General features: G+C 49.8%; 9 protein-coding genes. 8 read left to right on the plus strand and 1 reads right to left on the minus strand.

Translation table 11 applies throughout. The annotated features are described in order from the left end of the window. Window positions 1-204: 204 nt before the first annotated feature. The 7 genes from BSP75_RS03210 to BSP75_RS03240 all read left to right on the plus strand — a co-directional run bounded on the left by BSP75_RS03210 (window position 205) and on the right by BSP75_RS03240 (window position 9,987). Complete coding sequence (locus BSP75_RS03210; protein ID WP_075112191.1) at window positions 205-1,413, plus strand: hypothetical protein; 1,209 nt, start codon at window positions 205-207, stop codon at window positions 1,411-1,413. 436 nt (window positions 1,414-1,849) lie between these two features. Continuing rightward, complete coding sequence (locus tag BSP75_RS03215; protein WP_075112214.1) at window positions 1,850-2,665, plus strand: hypothetical protein; 816 nt, start codon at window positions 1,850-1,852, stop codon at window positions 2,663-2,665. A gap of 118 nt (window positions 2,666-2,783) precedes the next feature. Then, complete coding sequence (locus tag BSP75_RS03220) at window positions 2,784-4,607, plus strand: arylsulfatase (RefSeq protein ID WP_075112192.1); 1,824 nt, start codon at window positions 2,784-2,786, stop codon at window positions 4,605-4,607. A 54-nt stretch (window positions 4,608-4,661) separates the two neighbouring features. Further along, a complete protein-coding gene (locus tag BSP75_RS03225; protein WP_075112193.1) occupies window positions 4,662-5,645 on the plus strand; it encodes a transporter in 984 nt (327 codons plus the stop codon). 113 nt (window positions 5,646-5,758) lie between these two features. Beyond that, on the plus strand, window positions 5,759-7,018 hold the full coding sequence (locus BSP75_RS03230) for an anaerobic sulfatase maturase (protein WP_075112194.1): 1,260 nt from the start codon (window positions 5,759-5,761) through the stop codon (window positions 7,016-7,018). A gap of 28 nt (window positions 7,019-7,046) precedes the next feature. After that, the gene (locus BSP75_RS03235) at window positions 7,047-9,275 is read left to right on the plus strand and encodes a patatin-like phospholipase family protein (RefSeq protein WP_075112195.1); all 2,229 of its coding nucleotides are present in this window, start codon (window positions 7,047-7,049) and stop codon (window positions 9,273-9,275) included. A gap of 37 nt (window positions 9,276-9,312) precedes the next feature. Next, window positions 9,313-9,987, plus strand: coding sequence for a DUF3313 domain-containing protein (locus tag BSP75_RS03240; RefSeq protein ID WP_075112196.1), 675 nt, complete (start codon window positions 9,313-9,315; stop codon window positions 9,985-9,987). 597 nt (window positions 9,988-10,584) lie between these two features. Here BSP75_RS03240 and BSP75_RS03245 read toward each other — a convergent pair. Next, the gene (locus BSP75_RS03245; protein WP_075112197.1) at window positions 10,585-11,823 is read right to left on the minus strand and encodes an alpha/beta hydrolase; all 1,239 of its coding nucleotides are present in this window, start codon (window positions 11,821-11,823) and stop codon (window positions 10,585-10,587) included. Window positions 11,824-12,032: 209 nt separating this feature from the next. Here BSP75_RS03245 and BSP75_RS03250 point away from each other — a divergent pair, with 209 nt between their 5' ends. Continuing rightward, window positions 12,033-13,028 carry a Wadjet anti-phage system protein JetD domain-containing protein gene (locus tag BSP75_RS03250; protein ID WP_075112198.1) on the plus strand — a complete coding sequence of 332 codons (996 nt, stop codon included), beginning with the start codon at window positions 12,033-12,035 and terminating at the stop codon, window positions 13,026-13,028. Window positions 13,029-13,177: the final 149 nt, after the last annotated feature.

Below are 13,177 nucleotides of genomic sequence, written 5' to 3' on the forward strand. Positions count from 1 at the left end.
ATACCACGAATATCACGGTGTCCAGAATCATGTCCAGAGTCAAAGCTGGAAAAGATAGTTATCTGTTGCCAAGTGCCTCGGCGGCACGCTATATCTAGAGGTGCCAGGGGGCTGACTGCCCCTGAGAGGATATCTCTGCATTGTCAGAGGGTTACGCAGAGAAGCGTCTGGTCTCGTCAACCACAGCCAATAAGGTAAGCCATCATGTCTTCGCATCAACCGGCTGAAGATCTTGCTTCCTCCCGACCCGAGCTGGAGACCTTCTCTCTGGTGCTGGGCGGCCCGCTGTATCAGTTGTTAAATCGCGCCCATCTTGGCGATGTTACTTCCCATCTTCAATTACGCATTTTGGTGCTAAGCGGCATCTGCTGGTTACCTCTATTCGTGCTGAGTGCCTGGGAAGGTACCTTGTTTGGTAGCGGCGTTGCGGTTCCTTTTCTGCTGGATATTGAATCTCAAAGCCGATTTCTTGTCTGTGTCCCGCTGTTGATTTTTGCTGAACTGATTGTACATCAGCGGATCCGCGGTATCCTGGCGCAGTTTTTAGAGCGGAAACTGATCCCCGATCATGCGTTGGCTAGCTTTCATCGCGCAATAAGCAATGCCATGGTTTGGCGCAACTCTGTGATAGCTGAATTACTCCTGGTGGTGCTTGTATTCTCCAGCGGCTATTTCGTTCGAACCCACACCTTCGTGCTGGATGCGTCGGCTTGGTATAGCTCACTGCGTAATGGCCAGGAAGGTTTCTCCTTTGCCGGTATCTGGTTTTTCTGGATCAGCATCCCCATTACCCAGTTCCTGATACTGCGCTGGTTTTATCGCATCTTTATCTGGAGCCGCTTGTTATGGCAGTTGTCACGCCTTCCTCTTGCGCTCATCCCAACTCACCCTGATCGCAACGCGGGGCTCGGTTTTCTGGGGGCGTCAGCCTATGCCTATTCCCCTTTGCTTACCGTATTTGGCGTCCAGTTTGCAGGTTATATATCCAATCGAATTTTGCATGATGGCGCGGTACTTACTGATTACAAGCCAGAAATCGCCTTGCTGGTTGCGGTCGGACTCGTCCTGGTTTTGGCACCATTAACTGTTTTTGCAGTCAAAATCATGCGAGCCAAACGTGCAGGATTACGTGAATATGGTGCTCTTGCTGCCGAATATACGAGCGGTTTTGAGCGTCGCTGGTTGCATACCGTGGACAGGGATGGAGAAACCCTATTGGGCTCCGCTGATATCCAGTCCCTTGCGGATCTGGGTAACGCATATGCGGTGATCAAAGAGATCCGCCCGCTTCCCTTTAGTCGAGATACGATTATGCAGCTCGTCATGGCAACGCTCATTCCGTTCACGCCGCTGCTGTTCACGCTATTTTCGTTCGAGGTGATACTTGATCGCTTCATCGGTATTGTTTTCTAAGCTCGATGAGCCTTTATGCTTCTGCGAAGCAGGAGGCTCGGTTTCTCATTTACTCATTTTTATAAGAAGGAAGTGAGCATATATACATAATTATAAACGTTAAAAAATAAGAATGTTTATCATTTTTTTATTATCTCGCGAGTTTTTAGCTCTTCAACTGGCATTGCGTCAGACAAGTCATATCATGCCTGACCAGCTCTAAAAAGAGTTAAAGGGACGAGGTAAATTTCAATCCATGGTACCGGTGAGGTCTGCCATGGCGTGCCGAAATAATGTGATGAACCCCAAAGACAGATTAAAAATGTCACGCTATATCGGCTAATCATTTATGTTTAGCTTGATGTGGTACGACTTTTTCTCAATTCCCTATAAAGAAGCATGCGAGCGGAAACATATAGAGTTAGAGATAACAAGCAGAAGGCACATGGAGATTGTGATGGAAAAATACGGAAAAATGTTGCTTTTTATCATGGCTGCACCGCTCTGGACTATCGATTGTGCTGCCACCGATGAGGCGGTATCGGCTGATGAATTGGCAAAAAAGCTGGCAAATCCTGTTGCATCACTCATCAGTGTGCCTGTGCAGTATAACTATGATGAGTTAGGAGGCGTAAATACCGGGGCGAGTGTGAGTCGAGTGCTCATTCAGCCGGTGATCCCTTTTTCTCTCAATGATGACTGGAATCTGATCACCCGAACAATCTTTCAAGGTGTGGAACAACACGGTTTTCAACAAGAGGTATTAAATACATCAGGGGCGGGCGATACCACCGCGAGTCAGTATTTCTCTCCTAAAAATCCCACCGAGGATGGTTGGATCTGGGGGGGTGGCCCTGTTGAACTGTTGCCAACAGCCACTGACAGCGTACTTGGAAATGAGAAGTGGGGCTTGGGGCCAACCGGCGTAATTCTCAAGCAGACTGGGCCCTGGACTGCCGGAGTGCTAACCAGCCAAATCTGGTCTGTTACAGGTGATAATGAGCGCGAAGATTTAAACATCTTATCATTACAGCCCTTCTTTAGTTTTACTACAGCAACACATACAACCGTCGGAATTTACACTGAGTCCAGCTATTACTGGCATACCGAAGAGTGGATGGTCCCTGTGATTGTGCAAGCAGGGCAAGTTTTCAAGGTCGGCTCACAGGTCATGCAGTTTGCTGTGGCAGGAAAGTATTGGGCTGATTCAACCGAAAATGGATATGAGGATTGGGGGATTAGAGCACAACTCACATTTTTGTTTCCCCGGTAGTGATAGTAATGACAATGAAGTGATCGTGGTAGTACTTCGAAAAAGGCCGGATAGCCTTTGTCAGTCGGCCTATGTATGACATATGTGCTGAATGCCAGCATCGAGAGGAAGGGAAACCATGCCGAAGAAGAGAGATGGACTCTTAACCAAAAAAAGTCGGCTTAGCCTGCTGATTGGATCCTTTTTTTTACTTTCAACGTTTGCTGAGCAAAGCGTCATCGCTGCTGAGCAAGAGGTGAAACGACCAAATATTGTTGTGATATTAGGTGATGATCTCGGTTTTTCTGACCTTGGCTCCTTTGGTGGTGAAATAAATACACCAAATTTTGATGCCCTGGCAAATGAAGGTGTTCGCTTCACCAATTTCTATACCAACCCGAGCAGCTCTCCTACTCGTTCTACCATGCTTACCGGTATTGATACCCATCTTAATGGTTTGGGCAATATGGATGAATGGACGGCCCCGAATCAAAAAGGGGTGCCAGGTTACGAGGGGTATCTAAGCAAACAACTCGTCACATTGCCACAGTTGCTCAAAGATGCGGGATATCACACCTACATGGTGGGTAAATGGCATTTGGGAAAGACACCTGACCTGATCCCGGCAGCAAGAGGTTTCGAGCGAGATTTTACGTTACTGGATGGCGCCGGTAGTTATTGGGATATGAATAACGTTACTGCGGCCTCACCGAAATCAGTATTCACCGAGAATGGCAAGTACCTTAAAGAGCTACCAGATGATTATTATGCAACGAAAACATATACAGATAAACTGATTGAGTTTATTGACTCAAATAAAAGTAGCAACAAACCATTCTTTGCATACGTTTCGCATCAAGCGCCACACGATCCTTATCACTTGCCACATGACTGGCGTAATCGTCATGTCGGTGAATATGATAAAGGGTGGGATGCAGTACGAGAGCAACGTCTGAAAAAACAGGTTGAACTTGGCATTATGCCAGCAGGCACTAATCTTGCCGAAAGAATGTGGTTTCTCCCCGACCCAATAGTCTTGGCTCCAGTTAGTCGCGCGTTGCTCGGTAAAAAGATGGAGCTCTATGCCGGGCTGGTGGAAAACCTCGATTATCATACCGGACGGCTGATACAGCACCTCAAGGATATCGGTGAATATGAAAATACAATATTCATTGTTTTTGGGGACAACGGTGCCGAGGGGAATGATTTATTTGAACAGATCGCGGGTACGCCCGGGACTCGGGATTTCTTGCATGCAGCAATAAACTGGTCACAGACCAATCCCAATTCATGGGGTGATCCTGGTTCATATGTGGCTTATGGGCCAATGTGGGCCCAGGTATCAATGACGCCGTTCAGCCAGTACAAGGGATGGGTCGCAGAAGGAGGCATTCATAACGCATTGATCGTTAAGGGGCCTGTAGTCAAAAGAGCGCAGGGTAGTATCAATGATGGTGTTATGCATGTGGCTGATGTGATGCCAACCTTGCTGGAGATCGCAGGTGCAAAATATCCTGATTCGTATCAGGGCCATAAGCTGCCATCCCTGGCTGGGAAATCATGGTTGCCAACCTTGGCTGGTCAAACAGCATCACCACGAACTGCGCAGGATTATATTGCCTGGGAAATCTTTGGCAATCGGGCCTTGCGGCAAGGTGACTGGAAAATTCGTTGGCAATTCAAGCCATTTGGCAAAGGTGAATGGGAACTTTTCAATATTGCGAAAGATCCTGCCGAGCGCATAGATCTGACCTCTCGGGAGCCCGCCAAACTCGGTGAAATGCTGAAACTCTGGGATCACTATGTGGCCGTGAATAATGTCATCATTCCAAGCAGATCCCCATTCGAGACATTGGACGATGTGCTTCCCATGCGAACTCCAGTCGAGGCGGGTTACCCACCATTGTTCTACAAGAAGCAGTTTGTGCCGCCTGCTGACATGGTTACAACACCAGATAAGTAAAACCTCACGTTCATAAAAATATGAATATTAAGAAATATTGGTGGAAGGGATACTATGAAAATAAAGCATCTATCAAAATTCATTGTGAGTAGCATGTTTAGCGCCTTGATGGTGGTGCCAACCATGTCACAAGCACAGGAGGTTCCCGCCCGTTTTTATCTTAAAAGCCTCGCGGGTGGTAATGCTGTACCGGTTATTTACAAGAACATTTCAGGTAACACCAACCCATTCGATTTTGCTCATACAGTAACGCCGGGCGCCAGTTTTGAAGCATCAATGGCGCTTACAGGCTATGCCAAGACGCTCTCAATCATGGAACGCTCTGCTTTAGTTGCGTTCATTGTGCCTATGGGCAGAATATCAGGCGATGTCAATATTGGCGGCAATACGATCCACCAATCTGCGAAAGGGTTTGGTGACCCTATGATTGAATTTGATATCAACCTGATTGGGCCTAAAGCCCAGACAGACCTTCCTGCTGCTCTGCGTTATGAGCCAGGATTTTCGATGGATGTCCTGGTCGATCTGGGATTGCCCATCGGTGAGTATGATAGCGACAAGCCACTGAACTTGGGACAAAATCGCTGGTATGGCCGTATCGGCTTCCCCATGACCTGGCAAATAGGTTCTTGGGTTCCAGGCCAGAGAACAACATTTGAATTACTTCCTGCGGCATGGGTCTTTGGCAAGAATGATGACTTTATGGGTAAGTCACTGGAAACAGATCCTATGTATAGGCTCGATGCTCATCTTACCCGTGATTTCAATGACCGCTTGTGGGGATCACTTGATCTTTCATTATACAATGGTGCTAAGGCATCAATAGATGGTGTTGATGGCGACAAGATGAGTAGTACCGCTGTCGGGCTGACGCTGGGTTACAATCTTGATGACAATATGAGTCTGACCGTCGGTTATATGTCAACAATCAATGATGATGCACCAGCGGAAATGAGTATGGATAGTTTCATGATATCCTTCATTTATGGCTGGCATCCATTGGTTGAAGGCTCGAAACGACTCGGCCATGGCATGTGAAGTAATTGCATGATGGAATAGGGTTATATTTGCTGACAAGACCATTCTACAGTAAATATGGCCCTGTTCTTCATGCTCAACACTCATCGTTTCACTGAGTTTGAGTTACGCCTATGCATTCCAAAGAGATCGACCCGCCATTATCACTACCGCGACTTCCGGCTGGCGATTATTACGCCTTTCATACAATGGTTAAGCCTAGCGGTGCTCAATGTAATCAAGATTGTGCTTATTGCTTTTATTTGCACAAAGAAGATCTATTGAAACAGGATAAGGTGCCACGTATGAGTGAGCCACTACTGGAGGCTCACATACGCCAATATTTGGCTGCTCAGACTGGACCTGTTGCCGTCTTCACCTGGCAAGGGGGAGAGCCGACACTGATGGGGTTGGAGTTCTTCCAGCGAGTCGTTGAATTACAAGCGCGCTATGCTCGTGCAGATCAACGAGTAGAAAATGATCTACAAACCAATGGTGCATTACTGACGGCTGAGTGGTGTGATTTTCTCAAGCGACACAACTTTGTTGTCGGTCTGTCAATTGATGGACCAGCAGAGTTGCATAATACCTATCGTTATAGCAAGGGTGGCAAGCCTACATTTGACAGAGTGATGCATGCAGTAGAATTATTACACCAGTATGATATTCAATTTAATGCACTCTGTGTGGTTAATCGCAAGAACGCCAAGCAGCCACTGTCAGTTTATACCTTTATACGGGATGAGGTCAGACCTGCGGTCATTCAATTTTTACCCGCAGTTGAACCCGCCAACTTTAAAAATACGGCACCCGGTTATTGGGATGTCACCAAGCTGCCAATGACGGGGACTAGCCAGGCTAAACCGGGTCACTCTGACTCGATTGTCACAGATTGGTCCGTCAGTCCCGAAGATTGGGGGCATTTTCTGACAGAAATCTGGGATGTCTGGTTTTCACACGATTTTGGCTCGGTATTTGTAGATCAATTCGAGAATGTGATTAGTCAAATGCTGGGGAAAGGTGCCCAGTCTTGTGTCAGTGGGCAAATTTGTGGAAAAGCAATTGCCATTGAACACGATGGTGATGTGTATAGTTGTGATCGTTTTGTATACCCAGAATATCGACTGGGAAATATATTACATGTTCATGAAGGCGAAATGGCGTTTTCTAACCGCCAAAAAGAGTTTGCGTATGCCAAGCACAAGTCACTGCCACAATACTGCAAAGTCTGCTCATATTTGAAATTATGCTGGGGGGAATGCCCCAAAAATCGTTTTGTCAAGACTCCTGAGGGCGAAGCTGGGCTGAATTATCTTTGTCCAGGGCTAAAGATCTTTTATAAAAAAGCGTTGACGGACCTACCTGTTATCTTAAGAAGGCTGAATTTCAGGTGAATAATTTGGTAATAGGGAGGTGATCAAAATGACAAGTTATCATAAGTGGCGCGGTTCACATGTTTTCACCAAGTCGGTGTGGCTATTGCTACTATCTTGTTGCGCTTTACCCCAAATTGGGTATGCAAATGAACGCCCTAAAGTATGCTTGGCGTTGAGTGGTGGTGGGGCTCGAGGCGCAGCTCATATAGGTATTCTGAAAAGGCTTGAAGAGTTAAAAATTCCTGTTGATTGTATTGCCGGTACCAGTATGGGGTCTATTGTTGGCGGCCTTTATGCATCGGGTAAAACAGCCGATGAGATTGAAAAAGCACTCGGTGCCATGGATTGGGAATATATTTTCAATGATGACCCTGCCCGACAAGATCTGCCACTTCGCCGTAAGCAGGAAGAACGGCTTTATTTGATTGATGCCAGACCGGGTGTGACCGACAAGGGGGAACTTAAATTTCCGACAGGTGCCATACAAGGACAGAAATTTTCACTGGTCTTGAGAGCGCTCACATTACCCGTTAGTACCATTACGGACTTTGATAAATTACCTATTCCATTTAGAGCCATCGCCACAGATATAGGTGATGGCAGTGAAGTCATCATAGCCAAAGGGGATCTGGCTACCGCGATGCGCGCAAGCATGGCAGTTCCCGGTGCTTTTGCTGCGGTGCAGCAAGATAACCACTTACTGGTTGATGGCGGCTTGACTAATAACCTTCCTGTTGATGTTGTTCGTAGCATGGGGGCTGATATAGTTATTGCGGTTGACATTAGCTCGCCATATATGCCAGCAGATCAAGTGACAGATATGTTTGCCATTACAGCTCAGATGACATCGATTATGACGCGGACTAATGCTGAGCGGCAAATTGCCTCCTTGCATCAACAAGATATTCTCATTGTACCTGCACTTGGTGATATCGGAAGTGGCGATTTTGATAAAACAAATGATGCCGTGAAAATAGGGTATAAAAGTGCTGTTCAGGTAAATAAAAAACTGGAGGCGCTCAGTTTATCTGAATCCGCATACAATGATATGCTGATGTCAAGAAATCACCCGGAGAAAAGTGAACCAGTCATCAACTTTATCAGAATAAAAAACAATGCTAACGCCGATGATCAAATTATTGCAAAACGAATTAATCAAGCAATTGGTAAACCACTGGATCGGGAGGTATTGGAGCAAGACATTGGCGCCGTATATGGCCTTGGTCTATTTCAGTCGGTGAGTTATGACGTCATCGAAGAGGACGGTAAAAAAGGGCTGGAGGTGGATGCCAAAGCGAAAAGTTGGGGTCCTAACTATATGCAGTTTGGCGTGGAGCTCTCTAGTTCAGTGCAGAAGGATGATAGCTACAATTTGGCACTTTCTTACCAACGTACCGATATAAACTCCTTGGGGGGTGAGCTGCGTGGTGGTGTCCAGTTCGGGAATGAACCTAAAATTGGTGCGGAGTGGTTCCAACCATTTGATATGCAAGGGTTGTATTTCTGGCAGACAGGTGCCTCTTACGGATCTTATGATGTCGGTATCTATGACGATGAGGGTAATCATCTTGCTATTTACCAAGTGACGGAAGCGAAAATGGATGCCGCGTTGGGCAGAGAATTCCCGCGTTATGGTGATCTTCGGATTGGCTATCGCTATCGCACGGGCGATGGAGAGTTAAGTACGGGAACGCCTGGCTGGGATTCATTTAATTATGATACAGCACAGCTCTATACCCGATTCTCGGTTGACAGACTCGATAATCTTAATTTCCCCACATCTGGCTGGTTTAGCCTGGTTGAGTATGCCAAGGCCGACCCATCATGGGGTAGTGATAGTCAGTTTGATCAAGCGATGGCAAGTGCTGCTATATACAAGACGGTTTATGGTGGTCATGTGCTTGGATTAGCGGGTACGGCGATGACAACGATCGATGGCACTGCGCCGATCCAGGATTTATATCGCTTTGGCGGATTCCTGAATTTATCTGGTTATACAGAAAACTCTCTTTCTGGCCAGCAGGCCGGGGTGATATCAGGGATCTACTATCATCAGTTCAAAATAATACCATTGCTTTCATGGTATTTAGGAACAACCATCGAATATGGTGGTGTATGGGAAAGTAAAAATGACTTTGGTTCAAATCCAGAATTGGCCGGGAGTGTTTTTTTAGGGGCGAATACCCCACTCGGACCTGTTTATCTTGGCTATGGTTATGGGGAGAATAATAACAACACAATATTCTTTTATTTAGGCAGGCCATTATTTTACTAGTGCTACGTGTTTCATTCAATAAGCAATAGGAATGCATATGAAAAACACCAAGATCGCTATTTTACTTTCGACATCACTGCTGGCAGCATGTGCCGGGTCCGGACCATCCGGTTCAACACCAGCTGAGGTGCCTCGCTCGGGTTATTTGGGTGATTATTCTGTGTTAACCAAGGCACCTGGTGACTATCAAGGTGACGCGTTACGCTGGATCAACCCGGACATGGTTAAGGGCAAGTATAAAAAGATCATTCTTCACCCCGTTGTCTTCTACCCGAAACCGAAAGAAGGGACTCAAGTCAAGCAGGAGAATCTTGACAAAATATCCGACTATTTAACCCAGAAACTCAGTCAGGAGATCAGCAAGAGTTATGAATTAACCAATACCCCTGGAGCAGACACGCTGGACTATAAACTTGCCGTCACGGGTGTTGCGACGACGGTTGAGGGACTCAAAGCTTATGAGGTTGTCCCTGTCGCATTAGTATTGGCCGGTGCTTCAACCGCGCTGGGGTATCGCGACAAAGTGGTGACAATTTCTGTTGAAGGTATGCTGACAGACTCAATGACCAATGAAGTCATGGCAAAGGGATTGCGTCAGGGGGTCGGTGAAACACTCGTAGATGATCAACAGCAGTTAGTAGTTGAACATGTTAAAAAATTATTTGATGAGTGGGTGATGATGGCTACCACATTGGCATCTCAGTTACGCTAATAAATTGTTCTATTCAGGGCCAAGGAATATTTAAAATTTTCTGGGCCCTGAATTTTATGTTTATTGGACCATGGTGTAGCCAGCTTCTTCGACTTGCTATTTTTACAATGCGTCGACTATTTATCGTGTCCGGACGGTTAGTACGTCGCGAGGCCTGATTGCTCTCAGGCTATTTTCAGCGCAACGTTAATGTAGGGGATAGATGTGAAAAAACCGCCAGTTGGCGGTTTCTCTTAATTCGGTAGGTCCCTATTTCAGGGCCTTCTTCAGCTTCTTGATCTTGCCTTCGTGCTTGGCAATCTTCTCAAGGCGTGCGGCGATCTTCTTCTTGATATCTTTCTTGCTTGCTTTGGCCATCGTTGGCGCTCCTTTGCAGTGGTGACACACGAGGTGCCAGGGTGGGTCTCTTCCTTCGACATCCCAGAGTGCCACATGGCCACCCTGTAAACCAGCATTCCGTTGCATTAATCGCCAACCCGCGGTGGCCGGTTGCCTCCTAAAGGCGGTGCGCAGATCTATCCGCTCGCTGGCAAGGCGGGTGCAGCTCGAAGCTGTCGCAGCGCGGACGACAGGTGCCGTGTTGTGTGGTCATGTCCATCACACTGGGTGAGGGGTGAGCCAGCGCAGCAGTTGTTGGCCCACCTGCGGGCTGCCGAGCAGGGCCATATGGCTGGTGCGATAGACGATCAGGGTATGGGCGGGCAGAAAGGCCAGCTGATGGCGCACCTCGCTGTGTTGGCCGAGGGCGCTGCGCAGCGGCACCAGTCCATCGCCAATCAGCCGGTCGGCCAGCAGGCTGCGCTTGGCGGCAGTGGTCGCGGCGATGGCATAGCAGTTGACGCCGCAGGGGAGGGGAAGCGGCTCGCGGGGATCACGCATGGGCACGGCGGGATCGGGTGGGGCGAGCGTCTCGATCACCTTGCCGTGGCGCAGATCCTTGATACCCGTGCTGCGCAACCGTGTCAGTCTGACAAAAGGTTCCGTGTAGGCGCTGGCGGGCAACAGTTGCTCCAGCCAGTGTCCGGCGTGTTCCAGCGGTGCGCCGTGGTGTGGCGTGCCGAGAAAGATCAGGTTGGCAAGGTGCGCAGGCCAGGTGAGCCCGGCCACGCCGGCATGGTGGCAGGCGCTGCGGGCAACCAGTCCCCCCATGCTGTAGCCTATTATCGTTATCTCTTTGAGGTCTCCCGGCCAGTGGGTGAGCAGCTGCTCCAGCAACAGGGCCAGTGCCTGCCCGTTTTGTGCAATGGGCAGTCCCGAGTTGTAGCGCACGTAAAAAGGCTGATAGCCAAGCGCGTTGGCAAGTTGCTCCCCATGATTGACCGGTTCACCCTGATAAAGGGTCTGCCACTGCAGATCGTTCATGCACAGGCCATGGACCATCAACAGCAGCCGACCCTCGCGGGGCAGATCTGTCGGCATGGCCTGCCAGTCGAGGGGTTCGCCCTGATAGCGCAGGGTCATGGGGGTGGCGAGGGCGTTATGACTCTCGACCAGAGCGTCCCCCATCACGCCGTTGAGGGTGGCGATCAGTGCCGCGCGTTTGGGCGTCTCGGGAATATGGTGCAGTGGCGGGGTCGGCGGCAGCCGGGTCAGCAATTCGTTGATGCCGCTGCCCAGGGTATTGGCCGCGCCGTGAACCCCCTTGTAGACCAGCCCGGTGATCCCGGATGTCTTCCCCTCATCCCGTCCCTTGATCCCCATACCGCTGAGCACCGCCTGATGTACCGCTTCGGTGATCTCTACCGTAGCGGGCAGCGCCAGAGTTAGCAGTTGTGCCAGCTCGCGGATATCCGAGATATGCCAGGAGGAGGGGGACTTTTCTGTGGTGTCGGTCATGGGAACGCCTTGTGGAAGTCCATCGAAAAGGGGTCGCCTGGGGGCGGCATATCAACCAGCTTGCGCGGTTTGGCACGGGTTTACCAGTACCAGAGAGTGTGATCCGGGAGCAAAAGGGGCTGATGATAGACCCTTGCGAAGCCGGTCACGGTAACGGCGGGGAAAATCACCTCTACTGCGTCACATGACGTGATGAGGGGAGGATAAGGATGTCGCTGTTTGATGAGGTTCGGGTACAGGCGCTCTGTGCAAGGTTGCTCGATAGCCAGAACGAGAAGGGCTGCTCTCTTGAGAGCAGGCATGGCCGCGAGTTGAAGGAGCTGCTGCAGGCGGTGGGCGGAGTCGAGTCAGTTGGGCGCAGTGGCCGTCATATATTGACCGAGGCGGGGCGGGCTTATCTGGCTGGACAGCTGGCGCAGGTGGTGTCCCCCGAGCCGGACAAGCGTGAACAGCTGCGAAGCCTGGGGGTGAGTTTGCCAGCACGGCTCAATCAGGCCACCTTTCATGCGCTCTGGCATGGAGACAGCAAGCATCCGCGCAGTGAATGCCCGGATCCACAGCTGGCGGATTTGACGCTCACGCAGGATGAGGTGATCCGCATCCGTACCCTCGAACCGCTCTCGCTGGTCGATCTGCACGGTCAGCAGCACGATATGACGACGGTGATGGCCCTGCTGGGGGAGTTGGCGTTGCCGGAGCGGACATTGGCAACGTTGGCGGCCATCGGCTGGCAAGGGGATCGCGTCATTACGGTGGAGAACAAGGGGGCCTTTGTCGACTACCCGCTGCAACCCGGGCAACTGCTGCTCTTTGCCCCCGGTCGCAATACCACCCTGGCCAAACGGCTGATCCCGCTGTTGCCTGCGGGCGTGCAGTGGGCCCATTTCGGCGATCTCGATCAACGGGGTATCGACATTGCCATCGAGCTGGCGCGTGAGCTGCAGCGTCCTGCCATGCTCTGGCTCCCCAGTGAGCTGCAGCCTTATCTGGATCACTACGCCCGTCCGGTGCGCACCTTTGCGACGGACAGTGGCAAGGTGCCCTGGCGTGTGACGAAGCAGGCTGATCAGGGCGATGGTCATGGCACGCCGGCAGGCGTTCCCTGGCTCGATGAACTGGTGACGCAGGGAGCTTGGCTGGAACAGGAGGTGTTGATCCTGGCTACGCGCTGGCAGTGCTGGCCATTGGCCGCGGCGGGCAGTTGAATCCAAAAGTGGCATTATCATAATGATAACGGTCAGCACGGTTATATCATTTCAGCCCCTGAAACTGGCCTTTGATGATAATTCTCACCGACGCAGGGATATTTCCTCTGGTTATTATCACTCGGCTATTTTATGGCTTGGCTGATCCG

The sequence above is a fragment of the Aeromonas sp. YN13HZO-058 genome, assembly GCF_001921245.1.
GTDB lineage: Bacteria > Pseudomonadota > Gammaproteobacteria > Enterobacterales > Aeromonadaceae > Aeromonas > Aeromonas allosaccharophila.